Raw genomic sequence first — 22,297 nt, 5'->3', positions numbered from 1 at the left:
TCACGCGCCGCCGACCGCGGCCGGTACGGGGTCGCCCAGCAGGTCCTTGAGCAACTGGACGCACCACTCCAGCAACGCCTGGTCGCGCAGCGGCTCGCCACCGATCCGGCGGGTGCTCGGCCGCGGCACGCTCACCTGGTCGATCGCGTGCTTGTACACCGCGTCGGGGTGGTAGCGCTTGAGCCGCAACTGCTTCGAGTCGGGCAGCGCCAGCGGGGCGAAGCGCAGGTGCTTGCCCTGCACGGACACGTCGGTGAGGCCGTACGAGCGGGCGACCAGCCGGAACCTGGCCACCGCGACCAGGTTGGCCACCGCCGCGGGCGGCTCGCCGTAGCGGTCGCGCATCTCCACGACCGCCTCGTCCAGCTCCGCGGCGGTGCGGGCGGAGGCGAGCTTGCGGTACATCTCCAGGCGCAGCCGCTCCACGCCGATGTAGTCGTGCGGCAGGTGCGCGTCGACCGGCAGGTCGATCTTGACGTCGACCTCCTCCTCGGCCGGCCGCTCCCCCTTGAACTGCTGCACCGCCTCGCCGACCATCCGCACGTACAGGTCGAAGCCCACACCCTCGATGTGCCCGGACTGCTCGCCGCCGAGCAGGTTGCCGGCACCGCGGATCTCCAGGTCCTTCATCGCCACGTACATGCCGGCGCCCAGCTCGGTGTGCTGCGCGATCGTGGCCAGCCGCTCGTGCGCGTGCTCGGTGAGCGGCTTGTCGCGGGGGTAGAGGAAGTAGGCGTACGCCCGCTCGCGGCCACGCCCCACCCGACCCCGGATCTGGTGCAGCTGGGCGAGGCCGAGCAGGTCGGCCCGCTCCACGATCAGCGTGTTGGCGTTCGGGATGTCGATGCCCGACTCGACGATCGTGGTGCAGACCAGGACGTCGTACTCCTTCTCCCAGAAGCCGACCATGACCTTCTCCAGCGCGTCTTCGCCCATCTGGCCGTGGGCGACCGCCACCCGCGCCTCGGGTACCAGCTCGCGGATGCGGCGCGCCGCCCGGTCGATCGACTCGACCCTGTTGTGCAGGTAGAAGACCTGGCCGTCGCGGAGCAGCTCGCGGTGGATGGCGGCGGCGACCTGCTTGTCGTCGTGCGCCCCCACGAACGTCAGCACCGGGTGCCGCTCCTCCGGCGGCGTGGCGATCGTCGACATCTCCCGGATGCCGGTGATCGCCATCTCCAGCGTGCGCGGGATCGGGGTGGCCGACATCGTGAGCACGTCGACGGCGGTGCGGAGCTGCTTCAGGTACTCCTTGTGCTCCACCCCGAAGCGCTGCTCCTCGTCGACGACCACCATGCCGAGGTTCTTGAACCGGGTGGAGGTCTGTAGCAGCCGGTGGGTGCCGATCACGATGTCGGCGGTGCCGTCGGCGGCCTTGGCCAGCGTCTGCTCGGACTCCTTGGGCGTCTGGAAGCGGGACAGCTGCCGAATCTCCAGCGGAAACTGGCCCATCCGCTCGGTGAACGTGTTGTAGTGCTGCTGCGCGAGCAGCGTGGTGGGCACGAGCACGGCCACCTGCTTGCCGTCCTGCACCGCTTTGAAGGCCGCGCGTACCGCGATCTCGGTCTTGCCGTAGCCGACGTCGCCACAGATCAGCCGGTCCATCGGGATCGGCTGCTCCATGTCCTGCTTGACCTCTTCGATGGCGGCCAGCTGGTCGGGCGTCTCGGTGTACGGGAACGCGTCCTCCAGCTCCCGCTGCCACGGCGTGTCCGGCCCGAACGCGTGCCCCTTCGACGCCTTGCGCGCGGCGTAGAGCTGGATCAGCTGGGCGGCGATCTCGCGCACCGCCTTGCGCGCCCGCGCCTTCGCCTTCTGCCATTCGGCGCCGCCCATCTTGTGCAGCGCCGGATTTTCCCCGCCCACGTAGCGGGAGAGCTGGTCGAGCTGGTCGGTCGGCACGAAGAGGCGGTCGCCGGGCTGGCCGCGCTTGCTCGGCGCGTACTCGATGACCAGGTACTCCCGCGAGGCGCCGTTGACCGTGCGCTGCACGAGCTCGACGTACTTGCCGATGCCGTGCTGCTCGTGCACGACGAAGTCGCCGGCCCGCAGCTCCAGCGGGTCGATGGTGTTGCGCCGCCGGCTGGGCATCTTGCGCATGTCGCGGGTGGAGGCGCCACGGCCGCCGGTGATGTCGTTGCCGGTGATCACCGCGAGCCGGGACGCCTGGTCGAGGAAGCCGTGGTTGAGCGCACCGCAACTCACCAGCAGCTGCCCCGGCTGCGGCGGCGCGTCGATCGACTCGACCATCGTGGCGCCGACACCCGCGTCGTGCAGCACCTCGACCGCGCGCTGGGCCGGTCCGTGCCCCTCGAAGACGAGCGCCACCGCCCAGCCGTCGCCAGACCACCGCTTGAGGTCGTCGACCACCCGCGCGGTCTCACCGTGGTAGAGCGGCACCGCCTGGGCGGTCACCGTGACCGCGTCGCCGCTGTCCGGGGTCACCGTCACCTCGGGCAGCGGGTCTTCCCACGGCTGTGCCTCCGGTGCGTGTGCCTCGGGTGCGTCCGCCTCGGCCAGGCCGAAGGGCGACACACTCCACCAGGGCAGCCCGAGGTCGCCGGCGACCGCGCGTACCTCGGCAAGGGTCTTGAACGCGGCGGCGCCGAGGTCGACCGGCGCCTGGCCCCCGACGGCGGCCGCGGCCCAGCTGGCCTCCAGAAACTCCGCCGAGGTACGCACCAGGTCGTGTGCCCGCGTGCGGATCCGTTCCGGGTCGCAGAGCAGCACGTGCGTGCCGGCCGGCATGGTGTTGACCAGCAGCTCCATGCTGTCGGTGCCGTCGAGCAGCGCCGGCGCGAGCGACTCCATCCCCTCGACCGGGATGCCCTCGGCCAGCTTTTCGAGGATCTCCTCCAGCTCCGGATGCTTCTGTGCCAGCTCACTGGCCCGTTCCCGGACGTCGGGGGTGAGTAGCAGCTCACGGCACGGCGGCGCCCACAGCTGCTGGACCGCCTCGATCGTGCGCTGGTCGGCGACCGCAAAGGTGCGGATCTCCTCGACCTCGTCGCCCCAGAACTCCACCCGCGACGGATGCTCGTCCGTCGGCGGGAAGACGTCGAGGATGCCACCGCGGACCGCGAACTCGCCGCGCTTGGTCACCAGGTCGACCCGGGCGTACGCCATGTCGGTGAGCCGCCGCGCCACGCCTTCCAGGGCCGCCTCGCCACCCGGCCGCAGCTCGACCGGCTCCAGGTCGCCGAGCCCCTTGAGCATCGGCTGAAGCACCGACCGCACCGGCGCCACGACCACCCGCAGCGGACTCCCCTCCGGGTGCGCCAGCCGCCGCAACACCGCCAGCCGCCGCCCGACCGTGTCGGAACGCGGCGAGAGCCGCTCGTGCGGCAGCGTCTCCCAGGCGTGGAAGACGGCCACCTCGTCGCCCGGGATCAGGCTGCCCAGTGCCAGCGCGAGGTCGTCGGCCTCCCGGCTGGTAGCGGTGACCGCGAGGACCGGCTTGTGCGCACCTTGCGCTTTCGCGTCCGCCGCCATCGCCGCCACGACGAACGGCCGCAACGCGGCGGGCGCGGTCAGGTCGAGCCCGTCGGACCCGGTGCCCCGAGCCCGGTCGCGGACGCGGGCCAGCGCCGGATCGCCGAGGGCGGCAGGCAGCAGACCGGCGAGCTTCATGGGAGGCCTCCCCTTAACGGGCACGCGCGAAAGCCCCGCGCCCGAACCGGACGGGGGGTGTCGCTTTCCACCCTAGCTCTCCCACAGCCCCTCCATGACGAGCGTCATCGTCTACATCGACGGGCTCGACCTCTACCACGGGCTGAAGGCCAAGCACGGCGATCCGCCACTTCGGCGCTCGTGATCTGGTATGAGTCATGCGTGGGCAAATGGAGCAAAACGGGCGTGCTGTTGCTTGGCACGCTGGCGCTGGCCGTGGCGTTCGTGTGGGCGTACGCCGGGGCGTTGCACCAGCCCGCGCCGCGGGACGTGCCGGTCGGTGTGGTGCGGGGTGACAGCGCCGCCGCCACGTTGCTCTCCGCGCTGCGCCCGCAGCTCAAGTCCATCGAGTACGCCGACGGCGGTGCCGCCGCCGACGCGCTGACCCGCCGCACGGTGTACGCGGTGCTGGCCGCCACCGACGCGGGCGGCGCGACAGGTCTCACGCTCACCACCGCCGGCGCCTCCTCGCCGATGGCCACCGACCTGATCACGCAGGCCACGACCGGCGCGGCGGCTACCGCCGAGGTGCCGATCACGGTGGCGGACGCGGTACCCACGTCTGACGGCGACCCGCGCGGCCTCGTCCCCTTCTATCTGGTCGTGGGGTGCGTGCTGGGCGGCTACCTGGTCGCCACCGTGCTGGGCCTCGCCTCCGGCACCACACCGGCCGACCTCGACGACGCGGCGCTGCGGATCGGGATCCTCGCGGTGTTCGCGGCGCTGCAAGGCACGGCTGCCGCGATCATCACCGGACCCGTGCTGGACGTCTTCACCGCGCACCGGCCGGGCATCGCGATCGCCGGTGCACTGATCACGTTCGCGTCAGGGCTGGTGGCCTCCGCGGTGCAAGGGTGGCTCGGCCTGTTCGGGACCGGGTTGGTGATCTTTCTCTTCGTCGTGCTCGGCAACCCGGGCTCGGGTGGCATCTACCCGCCGGAGTTCCTCCCGGCGTTCTTCCGCGGCATGCACCGGTGGAACCTGCCCGGACTCGGCACCGACCTCGTCAAGTCCGTGGTGTACTTCGACCGCAAGGCCGCGGGCTGGCCGGTCACCGCGCTGGCCATCTGGGCCGCGGCGGGCGTGGGAGTGTTGCTCGCGGCGGCCGCGATACGTGGTCGCACTCTGAGACATGACTCACCAGTTTGAGCAGGTGGCAACGTGGCGTCGGTAACATCCTGTTGTCGGACAGCGCCGTCCTTCGTACTCACGTAAGGAGCGCACGGTGAGCGAGCAGGCCGACCGCGACGACCCCAACCTGGCGCTGCGGGCGGATATCCGCCGCCTCGGCACCCTTCTCGGCCAGACCCTCGCCCGGCAGGAGGGTCCGCCGCTGCTCGACCTCGTCGAGGAGATCCGCGCCCTGGTCCGCACCGACGCCGAGCGGGCGGCGACCCGGCTGGGCGCGATGGACGTCACCACGGGCACCCAGCTGGCCCGCGCCTTCTCCACCTACTTCCACCTAGCCAACATCACCGAGCAGGTGCACCGCGCCCGCGACCTGCGCCGCCAGCGGGCCACCCAGGGAGGGTGGCTCGACCAGGCGGCCAAGCTGATCGCCGAGCGGGGCGTGCCGACCGACGAGATCGCGGCCGCGGCGCGGCGGCTGGCGGTGCGGCCGGTGTTCACCGCGCACCCCACCGAGGCGGCGCGCCGCTCGATCCTCTCCAAGCTCCGCGCGGTCGCCGACGAGCTCGACGCCGAGGCGGCCGCCGCGATCCTGTACGGCGCGACCGAGTCCCCGCAGACGGAGCGCCGGCTGGCCGAGCTGATCGACATGCTGTGGCAGACCGACGAGCTGCGTCTGGACCGGCCCGACCCGACCGACGAGGCGCGCAACGCGGTCTACTACCTGCGCGACCTGTACTCGGACGCGGCGCCCCAGGTGCTCGACCACCTCACCGACACGCTCCGCACGCTGGGCGTGGAGACGGCACCCACGTCGCGGCCGCTCACGTTCGGCACGTGGATCGGCGGCGACCGCGACGGCAACCCGTTCGTCACGCCGAGGGTGACCCGCGACGTGCTGATGATCCAGCACGAGCACGGCATCCAGGCCACCGAGGCGGCCATGGACTCGCTGATCAACGAGATCTCGGTGTCCCGCCGCCTGCGCGGCGTCTCGCTCGACCTCTCCGCCAGCCTGGCCAAGGATCTCGACGCGCTGCCCGAGGTGCCACAGCGCTTCCGGCGTACCAACGCGGAGGAGCCCTACCGCCTCAAGGCCCGCTGCATCAAGGCAAAGCTGGCCAACACGCGGCGACGGCTCGGTCAGGGCACGGCACACGTGCCGGGCCGCGACTACCGCGGCTCCGACGAGCTGCTGGCCGACCTCGAGCTGCTGCGCGCGTCGCTGGCCCGCAACTCCGGCCAGCTGACGGCGGTGGGCCGCCTCGCCTCGGTGATCCGCACGGTGGCCTCGTTCGGCCTCCATCTGGCCACGATGGACGTTCGCGAGCACGCCGAGGCGCACCACGTGGTGCTCGCCCAGATGTACGCGCGGATCGGCGAGGTGGCCGACTACAACACCCTTTCCCGCGCCGAGCGCACCAAGCTCCTCTCCGACGAGCTGACCGGCCGCCGTCCACTGTCCAGCCTGGACACTCCGCTCACCGAGTCGGCGAAGCGCACGTTCGAGGTCTTCACCACCATCCGCGAGGCGCAGCAGCGCTTCGGCCCGGACGTCATCGAGTCGTACATCATCTCGATGACCCTCGGCGTCGACGACGTGCTGGCGGCGGCGGTGCTGGCCCGCGAGGCCGGCCTGATCGACGTGCACAGCCACAAGGCCCGCATCGGCTTCGTGCCGCTGCTGGAGACGCCCGCCGAGCTCGACGCGGGTGGCGAGCTGCTCGACGAGATGCTGTCGCTGCCCGCCTACCGGGCGCTGGTCGCGGCTCGCGGCGACGTGCAGGAGGTCATGCTCGGCTACTCCGACTCCAACAAGGAAGCCGGCATCACCACCTCACAGTGGTCGATCCACCGCGCCCAGCGCGCGCTCCGCGACGTCGCCGCCCGCCACGGCGTGCGGCTGCGCCTCTTCCACGGCCGCGGCGGCACCGTGGGTCGCGGTGGCGGCCCCACGCACGAGGCGATCCTGGCCCAGCCGTACAACACGCTCGACGGCGCCATCAAGGTCACCGAGCAGGGCGAGGTCATCTCCGACAAGTACACGATCCCGGCGCTCGCCCGCGAAAACCTGGAGCTGACGGTCGCCGCCGTCCTCCAGGCCACGCTGCTGCACACCACCTCGCGGGTATCCACCGACGCGCTGGCGCGGTGGGACTCGGCGATGGACACCACGTCGGCGGCCGCCTTCACGGCATACCGCGAGCTTGTCGAAGACCCGGACCTGCCCTCGTACTTCTGGGCTTCCACACCCACCGAGCTGCTCGGCGCGCTCAACATCGGCTCCCGCCCGGCCAAACGCCCCAACACGGGTGCCGGCTTGAGTGGGCTGCGCGCGATCCCGTGGGTGTTCGGCTGGACTCAGTCGCGCCAGATCGTGCCGGGTTGGTACGGCGTGGGCACCGGCTTGGCCGCCGCCCGCGAGGCCGGCCTGTCGGAGGTGCTGGCCGAGATGCACGGCAGCTGGCAGTTCTTCCGCACGTTCCTGTCCAATGTGGAGATGATGCTCTACAAGACCGACCTGTCGATCGCGCGACGCTACGTCGAGACGCTCGTGCCCGAAGAGCTGCGGCCGATCTTCACGAAGATCGAGGAGGAGTACGCCCGCACCGTCCGCGAGGTCATGGCCATCACCGGCGAGTCGGAGCTGCTGGACCGGCAGCCGGTGCTGGAGCGCACGCTGGCGGTCCGCGATACCTACCTGGAGCCGCTGCACCACCTCCAGGTCGCCCTGCTTCGGCAGTACCGGGACTCGGGCGCGGCGGCCCGCGCGGTGGCGACAGCCCCCGGCGCACGGCGGGCGCCCGGCGACGGGACGGCGCTGGAGCGCGCCCTGCTGACGACGGTCAACGGCATCGCGGCAGGGATGCGCAACACGGGCTGAAGCCCGTCGCCGCTACACGGCGGCGGGCTTGGGCATAAACCGCACTGCCAGATCGACGTCGAGCGCTCGGGCCAGTCGTTCTAGGACGGTAAGGGTGGGCACGGTCCCGCCCGCCTCGAACCGGGCGACGGCGGACTGCGTCATGCCGGCTATCTCGGCAAGCTGGGACTGGCTCCAGCCGTGCTGCTCCCGCAGCTCCCGCACCGCACGGCCCAGCTCGAACGCCAGGCGCGCCGCCTTAGTCGTCTTCGGCGAATACCTGCTCCCTGCGTTTGCGGATCGTGGGCAGGACGGCGATGACGAGCGCGGCCACCGCCAACGCCAAAAACGCCGCGGAGATCGGTCGGGTGAGGAAGACCGACGCGTCGCCGCGGGAGATGATGAGGGCGCGGCGGAGGTTCTCTTCGAGCAGGGGGCCGAGGACGAAGCCGAGCAGCAGTGGTGCGGGCTCGCAGCCGCATTTGATGAGGATGTAGCCCAGGACGCCGAAGAACACGATCGCGTATACGTCGTAGGCGTTGAAGCCCAGGGAGTACGTACCGATCGCCGCGAACAGCATGATCATCGGAAACAGCACCTCGTACGGGATGCGCAGCATGCGCACCCAGATGCCGATCAGCGGCAGGTTGAGCAGCAGGAGCAGCGCGTTGCCGATCCACATCGAGGCGATCAGGCCCCAGAAGAGCTCGGGTTCGTCGTTGATGACGTTCGGCCCTGGGGTGATGCCGTGCACGATGAACGCGCCGATCATCAGCGCCATCACCGGGTGGGCGGGCAGGCCCAGGGTGAGCAGCGGGATGAAGCTCGTCTGCGCGGCGGCGTTGTTCGCCGACTCGGGGCCGGCGACGCCCTCGATCGCGCCGTGCCCGAACTCCCGCTGCCGCCGGGAGATCCGCTTCTCGACGGCGTACGAGGTGAACGACGCCAGCACGTGACCGCCGCCGGGCAGTACGCCGAGCGCGGAGCCGAGACCTGTGCCGCGGGCGATCGGGCCGACCATCCGGCGCCGGTCCTCGCGGGTCGGCCAGAGGTTTCTCACCTTGCTGACGATGGCGGTGCGGCCGTGCTCGTTCTCCAGGTTGCGCAGGATTTCCGCCACGCCGAACATGCCGACGGCGACCGACACGAAGTCGATGCCGCCGTACAGTTCGCGCTGGTCGAACACGAACCTGGGCGTGCCGGTGTAGATGTCCTGGCCCACGGTGCCGAACGCGACGCCGAGCGCGATCATCGCCAGCGCCTTGAGCGCGGTGCCGCGGGCCAGCGCGATCGACACGATCAGGCCGAAGAGAACCAGCGAGAAGTACTCGGCCGGACCGAACTCAAGCGCGATGCTGGCCAGCGGTGGAGCCGCGACGGCCAGGACGACGGTGGCCACGGTGCCGGCGATGAAGGACCCGATCGCGGCAGTGGCCAGGGCGGGGCCGGCGCGGCCCTGGCGGGCCATCTCGTGACCGTCGAGCGCGGTGACCGCGGCCGACGACTCGCCCGGCAGGTTGATCAGGATGGCCGTCGTCGAGCCGCCGTACTGCGCGCCGTAGTAGATGCCGGCCAGCATGATCAACGCTGTCACGGGCTCGAAGCTGAAGGTGATCGGCAGCAGCATCGCCACCGTCGCCGTCGGCCCGATGCCGGGCAGCACGCCGACCGCGGTCCCGAGCAGCACACCCACGAAGCAGTACAGGATGTTCTGGATCAGGAGGGCGGTCGAGAAGCCCAGCGCGAGGTTGTCGAAGAGTTCCATGTGCGCGTCAGAACTCCAGCCACGGGCCGAGCAGCGGGATCCTCAGTTGGAGTGCGACGACGAAGATCAGCGTGCTGGCCAGGGTCAGCCCGGCGGCGACCGCCAGCGCCGTGAGGAGCCGCACGCGCGAGCTGGCCAGGGTGGTCAGCAGGGCGGTCACCGCCGACGTCGGCACGAAACCGAGGCGCCGGACGGTGAACCCGAAGAACAGGACCGCGAGCGTGATCGCGGCGACCGCGCGCCACGGTATCGATCCGAACGTGAGCACCTCGCCGGCGACGAGTCCTTTGAGGACGATCGCCAGGCCGAGAGCGGCCAGGATCCCGCCGACCAGCAGCGGAAAGTAGCCCGGCCCCATTCGTAGTGGGGTGCCCAGCTCGTAGCTGAGCGACCCCACCACGAATGCCCCCCCGATCAGGACGAAGACTCCGCCCGCGAGGACGTCCGGAAAGGACCGTCGGCGTTCCACCTCAGGAGGCCTCGACCCCGGCGTCGGCGATGATCTTCGCCCAGGTCTTGAGCTGCTCGTCGAGGTGCGCCCGGTGCGCCTGCGGGGTCGCGTCCTCCGCCGGGACCGGCGCGGTGCCGAGCTTGGCCATCTGGTCGATCACGCCCTGGTCGGTCAGTGCCTTCTGGAGCGCGCCGGTGAGCTTCTGGACAGCCGCCTGCGGGGTACCGGCCGGGACGTAGAGCCCGTGCCACACGCTGACCTGGAGTTGGGGCAGCCCGGCCTCGGTCGTGGTGGGCAGATCGGGCAGGCTCTTCACCCGCTCCGGCGTGGTGACCGCGTACGCCTTCACCTTGCCCGCGGAGATCTGGCCGCTGGTGTTCGTCGTCTGGTCGCACATGAAGTCCACCTGGCCGCCGACGAGGTCGGTCAGCGCCGGGCCGGTGCCTTCGTACGGCACCTCCTGGACCTTGACGCCGGCCGCGGTCTGGAACAGCAGGCCGCACAGGTGGGACGCGGCCCCGATGCCCGCGTTGGCTAGCGTGACCTTGCTGGCGTTCGCCTTCACGTGGGCCACGAGCTCTTGGAGCGTGGTGGGCGCGAAGTCCTTGCGGGCCACGATCGTCATCGGCACCTCGGTGACGAGCCCGACCATCTCGAAGTCTTCGAGCGGCTTGTAGCCCAGGCTCTTGTACAGGGCCGGCGCCGTGGACATGCCGATGTGGTGCATGAGCACGGTGTAGCCGTCGGGCTGGGCCCGCGCGACCTCGCCGGCGCCGACCGTGCCGCCCGCGCCCTCCACGTTCTGGACGACGATCTTGGTGCCGAGTTCCTTGGACATCGGATCGGCGATCATGCGGGTGACGGTGTCCGTCGGGCCGCCCGCGCTGAAGGGCACGACGATCGTGATGTTCTGGTCCGGGTAGCCCTCGGCCGTACCGCCGCTGCCGCCGCCACTGTCGGAACACGCGGCGACGAGCGACAAGGCGGCGATCGCGGCTACCCGGTGCCTGCCGGTGGTTCTCATATCGCGGCCTCCTCGTCATTCGAGTGCGTGCACGGCCCAGTCTCGGCTGGCCGGGACGCCGCTGGTGTCAGAGAAATCCCAAGGAATGCCGGCGATGTCAGAGGAATCCCAAGAAGACGAGGACTACATGAGCGTCGATCCGAGCCGTACAATCCGCCGGTATGCGGATCACCGTCATCGAGGATGACGACCGCGTAGCGCGAGGTCTGGTGACCGTCCTGGCCCAGGCGGGCTTCGAGGTGCACCGCATCGCCACCGCCGCGGAGGCGGTGCGCGCCGCCCCGTCCGACGTGGTCCTCGTCGACCTGGGCCTGCCCGACGGTGACGGGCTCGACGTGATCCGCAGGCTGCGCGACCGGCCGGAGACCGCGGTCATCGCGGTGACGGCGCGGTCCGAGGAGCACGAGCGGGTACGCGGCCTGCGCGCCGGCGCGGACGACTACATCGTGAAGCCGTTCGGCATCCCCGAGCTGCTGGCCCGGATCGACGCAGTGCTGCGGCGCACGCGGGCGGTTCGTGGCCTGAGCCGCCCGGACGAGCCGCTCGTCCTCGGCCCGATGCGGATCGCGGTCGGCACCCGCGAGGTCAGCGTCGACGGCGTGCCGGTGACGCTGACCCGCAAGGAGTTCGAGCTGCTGCTGCTCCTGGCCCGCCGGGCGCCAAACGTGGTCAGCCGCGACGTCATCCTCGACCAGATCTGGGGCGCGACCTGGGAGTCGTCGAGTCGCACCCTGGACACCCACATCGCGGCACTGCGGCACAAGCTCGGTGAGGATGTCGTCATCCGCACGATCCACGGGGTCGGCTATCGGCTCCTGGCCGACCAGCCGGAGCTGATCGGCTAGCCTGCCGTGCACCGCCGCCTGCTCGTCGTCCTGGTGCCCCTCGCGGTGTTGTTCGCGGCGGCGCTCGGTGTGCCGCTCGGCATCACCGTGGCCGAGCGGGAGATGCAGGAGACGTACGTCGACCGGCTCAACGACGTCGGCCGGTTCGCGTCGCTGGCCGAGACGGCGCTGTCGACCGGGCGGACCGAGGCGCTCGGCCAGGAGCTGGCCCGCTACCACGCGCTGTACGGCATCCCGATCGCGGTGATCGACGCGTCGGGGACGGTGCTGCTCGAACCCGCCGGCGCGTACCAGCGGGCGGCGCGCGAGGAGCCGGCGTTGCCCCGGATCGTGGCCGCGGCGCTGGCCGGGGCGAGGTCCGAGCCGTCCGGGAAGTGGGCGCCGTGGGACGACTCGGCACTCGTCGTCGCGGAACCGGTGGGCCGGGACAGCGAGGTCGTCGGCGCCGTCGTCACGATCTCCGACCTCTCGAAGACGCGCGACCGCATCCTCGTCCGCTGGGCTCAGCTCGCCGGGATCGGGCTGCTGCCGTTGATCGCGCTGGTGGCCGTCGCGTGGCCGGTGTCGGCGTGGGTGCTGCGGCCGGTGCGAAAGCTCGACGCGGCGACGTCGCGGATCTCCGAGGGCGACCTCACGATCCGCGCCGACGCCGAGGCCGGCCCGGTGGAGCTGCGGCGGCTGGCGGCGTCGTTCAACATCATGATGGAGTCGGTCGAAAACGCCGTGCAGCGGCAGCGCGCGTTCGTGTCCGACGCGTCGCACCAGCTGCGCAACCCGCTGACCAGCCTCCGGCTCGCGGTGGAAAGCCTCGCACCGCACCTGTCACCGGCCGGTGGCGGGCGGCAGGTGTACGACATCGCCGTCGATGAGCTGAAGGCGATGCAGCGGCTGCTGAACGCCCTACAGGCGAGCGCACGGATGGAGAGCATGCGCACGACGTCACCGGTGGATCTGGACGCGGTGCTGGCCACCCGCCTGGACCGGTGGCGGGCGCTGACCGCGACGGCGGGGCAGACGCTCGCGGTCGACGTGCCGCCGGGGCTGCGCCTGCTGGAGCCGCCGGGCGGGCTGGGCAGCATCCTGGACGAGCTGATGAGCAACGCGTTGCGGCTCTCGGACGCCCGTCTCGTGGAAGTGACCGGCTCCACTGTGGACGGCGTGGTCAGGATCGCCGTCCGCGACGACGGCCAGGGCATCGACGCGTCCGACCGGGCCCAGGCGCTGCGGCGGTTCTGGCGCTCGCCCCGCCACCAGAACGTGCCTGGCACCGGCCTGGGCCTCGCCATCTGCGCCGACCTCGTCGGGGCGGCCGGCGGCGAGCTGCGGCTCGAGGAGGGCCTGCCGCGTCCGGACGGTTCGGGGCACGGGTTTGCCGCGGTGGTCGTGCTGCCCGTCGTCGATCCGTCGCGGACCTAGACCCTCCGGGGTCTGGGTGGCTCTGGCCTCCGCGTCTCGAACCCTGGATTTCCAGACAAAGATATGAGCTGCCGCGATGTCCGTCGTGGTCCAGACCGTTGCTCCCGCGGCCTCACCCGTCCGCTGCTGGTCGCACTCACCCCACCGGCTGCGCCGGCCCTGCGGGCCGCGCAAGGTGGTACGCGCGCGGTGCATTTGCTCTGCTTCCCCGGGGTGGGCACCCCGGGGAGGGGCCTTTGCCCACTGCCCTGCACCCGACGGTGTGGCCCGTTGATGCGAGCAGCTCGACAGCCTTCCCGACAGACCAGCCGCACCGGGGTCGCGGAGGTCTCCAACCTGTGCCCTTGGACCGCGGACCCGGCCGCGGAGCGTCGGGTTTCGGCGAGCGCCAGCGACGCCGACCCCGACCGGAGCGGTGCCCGCGGGAGCAAACGGTCCACAGCTTCTGGTGGTCGCGGTCGCTTCGAGGCCGCACGGCGGCTGCCTCGCCGCCTCCTGCCGGAGGCAACGAAGTAGCCGTGACCAACAGCGGACGGGTGAGGCCGCGGGAGCAACGGTCTGGACCACGACGGAGATCGCGGTAGCCCAAAATCTCCATTTCTTGGAATAGATCGTCTAGCGCTTGCGGTCGCGAAACCAGTCGACCGCGCCCGGATGCAGCGGGATCGACGACGTGGAGATCCCGGTACGCACGTTGATCCGCCACGCTTCGGGAACGTCTTCGGCGTCGTCGCGGCCGGCCGAGGCGATCGTGCCGGTGTAGGTGAAGACCGTGTCGGTGATGGCGTAGACGAGGTCGTCGGGAAGGTCGTTGCGCACGAGAAGCACGTTTGGCACGGCGACGGTCCGGGTGCCCGCGATGCCGGCGTACGCGGTCGCCGGGATCATGGCCGGCGCGTACGGGGCGGGGTATGCGGTGACCAGCGCGTCGGCCTGAGCGTCCAGCGGCACGAGGCGGATCGGATACCGCTGCGCCAGTTCGGTGATGGCCGGCGTCGGGACGCCGGTCAGGGAGAACATCGCGTCGATCTCGCCATCGCGCAGCGCGTCCGCCGACTCGGCCTGGCTGGAGTACCGGCCGTCGACCTTCGTCGAGGCGAGCCGGAGCACCCGCAGCGACGTGAACTCCGTGCCCGAGTCGCGGGCACCGAGGGAGACGCGCTTTCCCGCCAGGTCTCGAAACTCCTCGATCGGCGAGCCCGCCATGACCACCAGGTGCAGGTGGCTGTCGTAGAGCCGGCATATCGCCGAGATCCCGGCCGGCACGCTGCCGTCGGCCGTGATCAGCGCGTCGAGGCTGGACAGCCCGAGCTGCACCTCGCCACCCCGCAGCATCCGGATGTTGTCGCTGGACGCCCGGCTCGCCACGGTGGTCACCGTGGCGCCCGGCACCTGCTCGGTGATGTGCTCGGCCAGCGCACCGCCGATGCGCCGGTATACCGCCCCGGCCGGGCCGGTGGCCAGTCGGAGGTGGACCGCGTCGACCTCGGCCCGCCGGGAGCAGCCGGCGAGCAGCCCTCCCGCGGCCAGGAGGACGGCCCGCCGGCTGGGCCGGAGCTCCCGGCGCACCACCATGCCGCGATGATACGGACGCCGGTCAGCGCGCCAAGCTGTTCAGGTACCGCTCGACGTTGGTGTAGCCGTCGGAGCCGTAGTCGTCGCCGTCGGCGGCGTTCGCCGGGTTGAGCCCGTTGGCCCGCTCCCAGGTGTCCGGCATGCCGTCGCGGTCGCCGTCGGCCGGCGCCGTGCCCCCGTTGAGCGTGCCGAAGCCACCGACGACCGCCGGGTCGGTGATGATCGCGCCGCGCTGGCCGGTTAGCTCGCCGATCAGCCGGCGGTCGACCGGGTCACGCCGCAGGGAGGCACCGGCCTGTTCGACGACCGTCTGGTACGCGGCCGCGGCCGACAGCGCCGACAGCGTCGGGAAGGCGAACGGAGTCGGCTCGACGACCACGGTGCCCAGGTCGGCCGTTGTCGTGGCCCGCCCGTCCAGGACGCCGTCCTTGTCCGGGTCGTAGTAGTTGCCGGCGGCGTAGATGTGGAAGTTGAGGTTGCCCCGGGTGAACGGGCCGGCGGAGCCGGTCGACGGGCCCTTGACGAAGTAGTTGCCGATCACGTTGGCGTCGCTGCGTCCGGCGGAGTCGCCCTCGATGTAGGCGTCAGAACCCCAGTTGTAGACCACGTTGTTGACGAACTCGTTGCGCCCCTTGACCTTGGGGTTGCGGGTCTTGTTGTGGGCGTACAGGTTGCGCAGGAGGGACACGCCGTCGCTCTGCACCAGGCCACCGCAGGAGTGCGGGTCGAGGCCTTCGGAAATGATCGAGTTCTGCACCGTGATGTTGGTGCTGCTGTTGATCGAGAAGTTTTCGTCCCGGCCCCAGGACACCGACACGTGGTCGAAGATCTGGTTGCTGCCCTCGTTGATGGTGATGCCGTCGCGGTTCTGGTTGGGCGTCAGCCCGTGCCGAAAGCGCATGTACCGCACGATCACGTTGGTGGCGTTGGAGAGCGAGACCTGGTATCCCCGGGTGGCGACGCCGTCGCCCGGCGCGGTCTGCCCGGCGACGGTGATGTTGCTCTTGATGCTGAGCGGCGAGGCGAGGTTGATGTATCCGCCTACGTCGAACACCACGATCCGGGGTCCTTGGCTGACCGCGTCGCGGAAGGATCCGGCACCGGAATCGTTGAGGTTCGTCACGTGGTACACGGCACCGCCGCGCCCGCCGGTGGCCGCGGCGCCGAAGCCGGCCGCGCCGGGAAACGCCGGTGCGGCGGCCAGCTGGACCGCCGGCTCGTCCGACCCGGCGGTGGCCGGCGCGGCGAGCGGGACGAGGGAGGCGGCTGCGGCGAGGGCGACCAGGGCGGGCAACGGGCGCATCAGCCAACCATAGACCACTGTCACTGTCTCGGGAAAGCCCTTACCTCAGGGCTGGGCGCGCCGACCCAGCCCTGAGGACGGTCGGAGCTACGAGGTCTCCCCCGCGACCGAGAAGGAGCGCAGCCGGTCGATCGCGAGCACCGTGAAGCCGACCGCGAAGATCGCGGACATGATGATCGCGACCGGCAAGGACACCTTCGACTGGAGCAGGCCCGTCGGGGCGACCTTGTCGGCGATCGTCAGCACGTACTGCTGGACCGACAGCACCCGGGTGCCGGAGACGAAGTTGCCCAGCAGGCCTTCCCACACCAGCACGTACACCAGGCCCAGCAGGACCGGCCGCCGGGTGAACAGGCTCATCGCCAGGAACAGCGCCGAATACACCACCGAACCCACCAGGCCGGCCAGCGCGAGGCCAAGGCCCAGCCGCACCGAGTCGGCGAGCACGCCGGCCACGTACAGCGAGACGGAGACGGTGACCGTCGTGACCGCGGCCGCCACGACGAGCTTGGGCAGCACGATCTGCCAGCGGGGCAGCGGCTTGGTCAGGATGTGCACGATGGTGCCGTCGTCGATCTCCGAGCCCAGCACGCCCGTGCCCACGATGAGCGCGATGACCGGCAGCACCACGGCCAGGCCGAGGCCGACCAGGACCGGCTGGGCCCAGTTTTCCGGTGCCACGCCAAAGCCGCGGCTGAGGATGGCGAGCCCGACCACCAGCAGCGGCAGCGGGATGAGCAGGAGGAACCGGCGGCGGCCGAAGAGGCCACGAGCGGTGATCCACGCGATCGTCTGGGGTACCACCTAAGCCTCCACCAGGTAGGAGAAGACGCTCTCCAGGGACTCGTCCGAAGGGAGCAGCCGGCGTACCCGGATGCCCTCGGCGAGCGCGATTTTGGGCAGTGCGCGGGTGAAGCTGCCGTAGTCGCCGGCGCGCACGGTCAGGCCCGCGCGGTCGATCTCGACGCCGGTCACCGACGCCTGCCCCATCAGGGCCACCGCGAGCCGGCGGTCGTCCGTGGAGTGGACGGCGAAGACGTGTGGCCGGTTGGACATGAGGCGGCGGATCGCGCGGTAGTCGCCGGAGGCGGCGAGCCGGCCGGCCACGATCACCTGCACGGTGCCGGAGACCTGCTCGACCTCTTCGAGGATGTGCGAGCTGAAGAGGATCGTGCGGCCGGTCGAGCCGAGGCGGTGCAGCAGCTCCATCATGTGCAGCCGCTGGCGCGGGTCCATGCCGTTGAACGGCTCGTCCAGCAGCAGCACCTGCGGGTCGTGCACCAGCGCGGCGGCCACGCGGGTGCGCTGGCGCATGCCCTTGGAGTACGTCCCGATGCGGCGGTCCTGCGCGTCGGTCATCTCGACCAGCTCGAGGGCCCGCTGCGCGGCCGCCTCCGGGTCGGGCAGGCGGTGCAGCCGGGCGCTGACGAGCAGGAACTCGCGGGCGGTCAGGAAGTCGTGCACCGCCTCGCGCTCGCTGACCAACCCGAGTCGCTTGTAGACGGACGGGTTGCGCCAGGTGGGTTCGCCGTCGATCGTGACCGTGCCCCGCGAGGGGGCGAGGAAGCCGGCCATCATGTGGAGCACGGTGGTCTTGCCGGCTCCGTTCGGCCCGAGCAGGCCGGTCACCCCGGGGCCGAGCGTCATGGTGACGTCGTTGACGGCCACCACGTTGCCGTACCAGCGGGAGACGCCGGCGAGCGTGACGTCACTCATGTCGAGGCGACCTTCCGGTAGCGGGCCTGGAGGAGGGCGACGCAGCCGGCCACGAGGCCGATCATCACCGCCAGGTAGAGCGGGCCGAACGGGCCGATGTCGTCGTTGCCGTCGGGCGAGCCGAACATCCACACGCCGACGCCGAAGACCAGGCTGGCCGGGCTGAAGAGCAGCGCCAGGTCGTTCATGGTCTCCGACGGCATGACCGACACCACCCCGACGATCGGCGTGGTCATCAGGAACACCCCGACGATCCCGCCGGCCGCGAACGCCCGCTTGCCGGTCAGCGACGCGACCAGCAGGCCGATCCCGGCGAAGACGGACGCCCACATCGCCGCGTAGAGCAGCCCGGGGCCGACGTCGCCGACCTCGGTCCAGAACTGGCTCATGCTGTCGACCGAGAACGCGGCGATCAGGAACATCACGATCTGCGGCGCGCCGAGCAGCAGCCACACCGCGGTGGCCAGGGCGGCCAGCTTCGCGTACGCGTAGTCGCTGCGGCGCAGCGGCCGGGAGAAGTACAGCGGCAGCACGCCCGCCCGCAGGTCGCGGGAGACGAGCTCGGGCGCGACGACGGCCACGAAGAAGACCACCAGCCAGGCCATCATGTCGGCGAACGCCGTGTAGGTGACCCCCGCGTCCGGGATCTGGGTGCGGACCGCGGCGAGGATGACGCCGGTCAGGAAAACCACGCCGAGCACGAACCACGGGAAGATCTTGGCCTTCGCGCTCCGGCCGAGGCCGAACGCGGTGCGCAGCCCGTGCACGTACAGCGAGGTGAACACGTACCCCCGGCCGAGGCGTGGGCCGGCGTAGCGCTGGTAACCGATGTCGTGGATGACACCCGCGGCCTCAGACATGGGTCACCTCCCGGGTCGCGAAGAGCTCGGCGACGCGGTGGCGCCGCTGGTCGAGACGGTGCAGCGGCAGGTCGAGCTCGGCCACCGCGGCCAGGATGCGGTCGTACGTGGCGTCGTCCTCAAGCGGCACGAGCAGCAGCCGGCCGTCGCGCCGGACGCTGAGGCCGAGCAGGTCGAGCCGGGCGGCGAGCAGGTCGGTGCCCTCGCTCACCTCCACCGCCAGGACGTCGGTGACCGTGGTCATCGCGGAGATGTTGTCCGAGCGCAGCAGCCGCCCGCCGTCGATCGCGATCAGCGAGTCGCAGATCCGCTCGACCTCGCCGAGCAGGTGCGAGCAGACCACCACCGAGATGCCGAACTCGTTGCCGATCCGGTGGATCAGCGCGAGCATGGCGTCGCGGCCGGCCGGGTCGAGGCCGTTTGTCGGCTCGTCGAGCAGCAGCAGGTCGGGGTCGTGCACGAGCGCCTGGGCGAGCTTCACACGCTGCTTCATGCCGGTCGAGTAGCCACCGATCTGGCGGTAGCGCTCCTCGTACAGGCCGACGTGGCGCAGCGCCTCCGAGGCCCGCTCGCGCGCCGCGGTACGCGGTAGGCCGCTCATCCGCCCCAGATGGGTGACGAACTCGGCGGCGGACAGGTCGGGCGAGAGCGACTCGTGCTCCGGCATGTAGCCGACCCGGGCCCGCACCGCGGCCGCGTCGACGGTGGGATCGAGATCGAGCACGCGCACCCGACCGCTGGTGGGGGCGAGCAAGCCCAGGAGGATCTTTATCAGCGTGGACTTGCCCGCGCCGTTGGCTCCGACCAGCCCGACGATGCCGGGTTCGACGCTGACCGTCAGGTCAGACAGCGCCGTCACCCGGCCCCCGTAGGTCTTGGTGAGCGATTCGGTCGCTATGAGGGTCACGCGGTCAGCGTAGGTAACGGGGAGTGTTCGGAGGTATCAGGCGTAACCCTGGACCTGCCCTCAGGGTCTCCCCCGGCGGGCCTATGTCGCCGGTTGTAGGGTACGGCTCTCGATCTGTACCCCCGGGCTGGTGGCGCGGAGCGCGTCGACGAGCGCCGATCCGGCCTGGGCCAGCGCCTCGTCGCTCATCGGCCCGAGCGCGTCGAGGATGAACACCGCCTTCGTCGTGGTGGGGCCGAGCCGGGTGCGCACGCACTGGCGCCAGTTCCACCGCCGGCAGGTGACACCCTCGTCGTCGCGCCAGACCACCTCGCCGGGGCTGGGGTGCTCGACGGCCGACGCACCGTCCACGATGGTGTCGAACGGCTCGTCGCCGGTGGCCCGCACCAGCCGCAGCGGCCCGCGGTACCGGTCCACGTCCTCGCCGCCGATCGGCACCGCGTGCAGCACGGACACCGCGTTGTACGCGTCCGTGAGGCGGTCGACCCGCGGCAGGCCCTGCGGCGCGCGGCGCACCAGCGCGTCGACGCTCGGCCGGGTGCGCTGCGGCTTGGCGCCGAACGCCCGGAACGCCTCCCGCCACGCCTCCACGTGCGGGTGGTCGACCGGTGCCCCGTCCTCGGCCGCGCGGAGCAGCTTCTCCGTGACGCCGTCGCTCGGGCCGGGCACCAGCCCGTCGGCCAGGATCAGGAAGGCGCGGTAGTCCGGGCGGAGCGCGAACACCGATGGGTCGACGTACGCCTCCGCGAACCACTGGTCACCGTGATGCACCATGCGGTCATGATACTGACCGCAGCGGTAACCGTTTCATAAGGGTCACCGGGCCTGCGCGGGCGGTCTACTGAGGGGGTGTTGCGCAGGCCGGTGATCTGGATCGTCGTCGTGGCCGTCTTCGCCGTGGGCGGGGTATTCGGCCTCTACTGGTTTCAGCCGTGGAAGCTCGTCACCGACAAGGAGGTGAGCGAGACCCTCGCCGCCGTCGAGACGACGCCGCCCGCGGCGGCTCCGGCGGCGACCGGGAGCGCCGCGCCCAAGGCCCCGACCGTCGTCCGGCAGGGCACGTTCATCACCCACGAGCACGAGACCACCGGCACCGCCCGGATCATCCGGAACGCCGACGGCTCGCACCGCCTCGAGCTCGTCGACCTCGACACCTCGAACGGACCCGACCTGCGGGTGTGGCTGACTGATCAGCCGGTCAAGAAGGGCACCGCGGGCTGGCGCGTCTTCGACGATGGCACCTGGCTGGAGCTTGGCCGCCTCAAGGGCAACAAGGGTGACCAGGCGTACGCGATTCCCGCGGATACCGACCTCGACCGGCTGCACAGCGTTTCTATTTGGTGCAAGCGCTTCTCGGTCTCGTTCGGCGCCGCCGCGCTGAGCTAGGTCAGGGCGTCACTTTGAACACCTGTCCGGCGGAGCTGGGGCCGCCGCTCGCGTTGGTGCCGTACAGGTTGCCGCCCGAGTCGCGGACCAGGCCGCCGTAGGAGCCGGTGCCGGCGCCGCTGAAGGTGTAGAGCACGCTCTGCGTCCAGCTCGCGCCCGAGGGCGCCAGCTTGTACACGACGCCGCCCGCGCCGAAGACGCCGCCGACGGTCGTGCCGTAGAGGTCGCCCGCGGGATCGGCGATCACGCCGGCGAACGGCGAGTGACCGCTGGCACCGCCGGGGAAGTTGAAGATGACGCTCTTGGTCCACGTGGACCCGGAGCCGGTCAGCTTGTACACGGTCCCGTTGCTACTGGTGCCACCCTCCGACGTGGTGCCGTAGATGTTGCCGGAGGCGTCCAGCAGGACGCTGCCAAGCGGGTTGGCGCCGTCGGTGCCGCCGGCGAAGTGGTGCAGCACCGTCTCGGTCCACGTCGACCCGCTCGGCGACAGCCGGAAGACGGTGCCGGCGTTGGCGGACCCGCCGTCGACCGTGGCGCCGTACAGGTTGCCGGACTGGTCGAAGACCAGCGCTCCCCGGCCACCCGGGTGCCTGCCGTCCGTGCCGGAGCCGAAGTGGTGCAGCACGGTCTGGGTCCAGCCACCGCCGCCGTTGGGCGACAGCTTGTAGGCGATGCCCTGGCCCCACACTCCGCCGCCGCCCGTCGTGCCGTAGATGTTGCCGCTCGCGTCCAGCGTCACGCCGCCGGTGGGCAGCTGGCCGCCGTTGCCGCCGGGAAAGCTGAACAGCACGCTCTGCGTCCAGGTGCCGCCCGCGCCCGGCGACAGCCGGAACACGGCGCCGATACCGCTCGCGCCGCCCTGGTAGGTGGTGCCGTAGAGGTTGCCGGCGGAGTCGAGGGTCAGCGGACCCTGCGGGAGCCGGCCGTTCGAGGGCTGGAAGGTGTGGATCGTGGTCTTGGTCCAGCCCGACCCGCTGGACGTCAGCTTGTAGGCCGTGCCGTCGCCGGACCCCCCGAAGGTGGTCGTGCCGTACAGGTTGCCGGCGGAGTCGAAGACGACCGGGCCTTGCGGGCTTTCACCGTCGCTGCCGCCGGCGAAGTTGTACAGCACCGTCCCCGTCGCCGCCCAGGCCGGGGCCGCCGACACCGTCACCGCCGCGAGCGCCACCGCTACCGCTGCGGAGATGACCACTGGATACCGGACTCTCACAGAGAACTCCCCTCTTACTGTGAGTGAAAAGCTCGTCTCCGAACGTGAGCGAGCCGCCGCCAACCTAACACGATCAATCGACGCCCATGCATTGATCGGACCGTCGCCTGGGTCACAACGACGACGCTTCTTGTCGATGCGCGCCGCCGGTGCGGGCGAACCGGGTCACGTACCGG

At 71.0% G+C, this 22,297-nt stretch carries 18 protein-coding genes; 5 read left to right on the top strand and 13 right to left on the bottom strand.

Annotated elements, in window-relative coordinates:
• Positions 1-3,630 carry a transcription-repair coupling factor gene (mfd, locus tag ACTMTJ_RS02135; RefSeq protein ID WP_441214284.1) on the bottom strand — a complete coding sequence of 1,210 codons (3,630 nt, stop codon included), beginning with the start codon at positions 3,628-3,630 and terminating at the stop codon, positions 1-3.
• Positions 3,631-3,855: 225 nt separating this feature from the next.
• Between mfd and ACTMTJ_RS02130 the strand changes: the two genes are divergently transcribed.
• Both ACTMTJ_RS02130 and ppc read left to right on the top strand, forming a co-directional pair.
• Positions 3,856-4,818, top strand: coding sequence for a hypothetical protein (locus ACTMTJ_RS02130; RefSeq protein ID WP_441214283.1), 963 nt, complete (start codon positions 3,856-3,858; stop codon positions 4,816-4,818).
• A gap of 76 nt (positions 4,819-4,894) precedes the next feature.
• The gene (ppc, locus tag ACTMTJ_RS02125; protein WP_441214282.1) at positions 4,895-7,681 is read left to right on the top strand and encodes a phosphoenolpyruvate carboxylase; all 2,787 of its coding nucleotides are present in this window, start codon (positions 4,895-4,897) and stop codon (positions 7,679-7,681) included.
• Positions 7,682-7,693: 12 nt separating this feature from the next.
• Here ppc and ACTMTJ_RS02120 read toward each other — a convergent pair whose 3' ends face one another.
• The 4 genes from ACTMTJ_RS02120 to ACTMTJ_RS02105 are packed head-to-tail and all read right to left on the bottom strand — an operon-like array spanning position 7,694 to position 10,900.
• Positions 7,694-7,897 carry a helix-turn-helix domain-containing protein gene (locus tag ACTMTJ_RS02120; protein WP_441214487.1) on the bottom strand — a complete coding sequence of 68 codons (204 nt, stop codon included), beginning with the start codon at positions 7,895-7,897 and terminating at the stop codon, positions 7,694-7,696.
• 22 nt (positions 7,898-7,919) lie between these two features.
• Positions 7,920-9,425 carry a tripartite tricarboxylate transporter permease gene (locus ACTMTJ_RS02115; protein WP_441214281.1) on the bottom strand — a complete coding sequence of 502 codons (1,506 nt, stop codon included), beginning with the start codon at positions 9,423-9,425 and terminating at the stop codon, positions 7,920-7,922.
• A gap of 7 nt (positions 9,426-9,432) precedes the next feature.
• Complete coding sequence (locus tag ACTMTJ_RS02110; RefSeq protein ID WP_441214280.1) at positions 9,433-9,894, bottom strand: tripartite tricarboxylate transporter TctB family protein; 462 nt, start codon at positions 9,892-9,894, stop codon at positions 9,433-9,435.
• Position 9,895: 1 nt separating this feature from the next.
• Positions 9,896-10,900 (bottom strand): tripartite tricarboxylate transporter substrate-binding protein, encoded by a 1,005-nt coding sequence (locus ACTMTJ_RS02105; RefSeq protein ID WP_441214279.1) that lies wholly within the window; start codon positions 10,898-10,900, stop codon positions 9,896-9,898.
• A 161-nt stretch (positions 10,901-11,061) separates the two neighbouring features.
• On the opposite strand from ACTMTJ_RS02105, the gene ACTMTJ_RS02100 reads away from it, so the two are divergent.
• Together ACTMTJ_RS02100 and ACTMTJ_RS02095 are read left to right on the top strand one after the other, a co-directional pair.
• Positions 11,062-11,745, top strand: coding sequence for a response regulator transcription factor (locus ACTMTJ_RS02100; protein ID WP_441214278.1), 684 nt, complete (start codon positions 11,062-11,064; stop codon positions 11,743-11,745).
• A gap of 6 nt (positions 11,746-11,751) precedes the next feature.
• Positions 11,752-13,161, top strand: coding sequence for an ATP-binding protein (locus tag ACTMTJ_RS02095; protein WP_441214277.1), 1,410 nt, complete (start codon positions 11,752-11,754; stop codon positions 13,159-13,161).
• A 615-nt stretch (positions 13,162-13,776) separates the two neighbouring features.
• Here ACTMTJ_RS02095 and ACTMTJ_RS02090 read toward each other — a convergent pair.
• The 7 genes from ACTMTJ_RS02090 to ACTMTJ_RS02060 all read right to left on the bottom strand — a co-directional run bounded on the left by ACTMTJ_RS02090 (position 13,777) and on the right by ACTMTJ_RS02060 (position 20,296).
• Positions 13,777-14,736, bottom strand: coding sequence for a TAXI family TRAP transporter solute-binding subunit (locus tag ACTMTJ_RS02090; protein ID WP_441214276.1), 960 nt, complete (start codon positions 14,734-14,736; stop codon positions 13,777-13,779).
• Positions 14,737-14,758: 22 nt separating this feature from the next.
• On the bottom strand, positions 14,759-16,039 hold the full coding sequence (locus tag ACTMTJ_RS02085) for a pectate lyase family protein (protein ID WP_441214275.1): 1,281 nt from the start codon (positions 16,037-16,039) through the stop codon (positions 14,759-14,761).
• Between the two features lie 87 nt (positions 16,040-16,126).
• Complete coding sequence (locus ACTMTJ_RS02080; RefSeq protein WP_441214274.1) at positions 16,127-16,843, bottom strand: ABC transporter permease subunit; 717 nt, start codon at positions 16,841-16,843, stop codon at positions 16,127-16,129.
• A complete protein-coding gene (locus tag ACTMTJ_RS02075) occupies positions 16,844-17,755 on the bottom strand; it encodes an ABC transporter ATP-binding protein (protein WP_441214273.1) in 912 nt (303 codons plus the stop codon).
• Positions 17,752-18,615 carry an ABC transporter permease subunit gene (locus tag ACTMTJ_RS02070; protein ID WP_441214272.1) on the bottom strand — a complete coding sequence of 288 codons (864 nt, stop codon included), beginning with the start codon at positions 18,613-18,615 and terminating at the stop codon, positions 17,752-17,754. The genes ACTMTJ_RS02075 and ACTMTJ_RS02070 overlap by 4 nt, the downstream gene beginning before the upstream one ends.
• Positions 18,608-19,522 carry an ABC transporter ATP-binding protein gene (locus ACTMTJ_RS02065; RefSeq protein WP_441214271.1) on the bottom strand — a complete coding sequence of 305 codons (915 nt, stop codon included), beginning with the start codon at positions 19,520-19,522 and terminating at the stop codon, positions 18,608-18,610. Before ACTMTJ_RS02065 ends, ACTMTJ_RS02070 begins: the two co-directional genes overlap by 8 nt.
• 81 nt (positions 19,523-19,603) lie before the next feature.
• On the bottom strand, positions 19,604-20,296 hold the full coding sequence (locus tag ACTMTJ_RS02060; RefSeq protein WP_441214270.1) for a B3/B4 domain-containing protein: 693 nt from the start codon (positions 20,294-20,296) through the stop codon (positions 19,604-19,606).
• A 75-nt stretch (positions 20,297-20,371) separates the two neighbouring features.
• On the opposite strand from ACTMTJ_RS02060, the gene ACTMTJ_RS02055 reads away from it, so the two are divergent.
• Complete coding sequence (locus ACTMTJ_RS02055; protein ID WP_441214269.1) at positions 20,372-20,908, top strand: DM13 domain-containing protein; 537 nt, start codon at positions 20,372-20,374, stop codon at positions 20,906-20,908.
• A gap of 1 nt (position 20,909) precedes the next feature.
• Here the strand turns inward: ACTMTJ_RS02055 and ACTMTJ_RS02050 are convergent, their stop codons facing one another.
• Positions 20,910-22,121: a choice-of-anchor tandem repeat GloVer-containing protein gene (locus ACTMTJ_RS02050; protein WP_441214268.1), complete on the bottom strand. Its 1,212-nt coding sequence runs from the start codon at positions 22,119-22,121 to the stop codon at positions 20,910-20,912.
• Positions 22,122-22,297 lie beyond the last annotated feature (176 nt).

It is taken from the genome of Phytohabitans sp. LJ34 (genome assembly GCF_052068095.1).
Lineage (GTDB): Bacteria > Actinomycetota > Actinomycetes > Mycobacteriales > Micromonosporaceae > Phytohabitans.
This window is presented reverse-complemented; position numbering and strand designations above follow the sequence as displayed.

What these genes read in the sequence shown, in the direction of transcription:
- ACTMTJ_RS02070 (WP_441214272.1), bottom strand. Translation starts at nt 18,615, where the DNA reads ATGTCTGAGGCCGCGGGTGTCATCCACGACATCGGTTACCAGCGCTAC.
- ACTMTJ_RS02105 (WP_441214279.1), bottom strand. Translation starts at nt 10,900, where the DNA reads ATGAGAACCACCGGCAGGCACCGGGTAGCCGCGATCGCCGCCTTGTCG.
- ACTMTJ_RS02085 (WP_441214275.1), bottom strand. Translation starts at nt 16,039, where the DNA reads ATGCGCCCGTTGCCCGCCCTGGTCGCCCTCGCCGCAGCCGCCTCCCTC.
- ACTMTJ_RS02075 (WP_441214273.1), bottom strand. Translation starts at nt 17,755, where the DNA reads ATGAGTGACGTCACGCTCGCCGGCGTCTCCCGCTGGTACGGCAACGTG.
- ACTMTJ_RS02090 (WP_441214276.1), bottom strand. Translation starts at nt 14,736, where the DNA reads ATGGTGGTGCGCCGGGAGCTCCGGCCCAGCCGGCGGGCCGTCCTCCTG.
- ACTMTJ_RS02100 (WP_441214278.1), top strand. Translation starts at nt 11,062, where the DNA reads ATGCGGATCACCGTCATCGAGGATGACGACCGCGTAGCGCGAGGTCTG.
- ACTMTJ_RS02115 (WP_441214281.1), bottom strand. Translation starts at nt 9,425, where the DNA reads ATGGAACTCTTCGACAACCTCGCGCTGGGCTTCTCGACCGCCCTCCTG.
- ACTMTJ_RS02060 (WP_441214270.1), bottom strand. Translation starts at nt 20,296, where the DNA reads ATGGTGCATCACGGTGACCAGTGGTTCGCGGAGGCGTACGTCGACCCA.
- mfd (WP_441214284.1), bottom strand. Translation starts at nt 3,630, where the DNA reads ATGAAGCTCGCCGGTCTGCTGCCTGCCGCCCTCGGCGATCCGGCGCTG.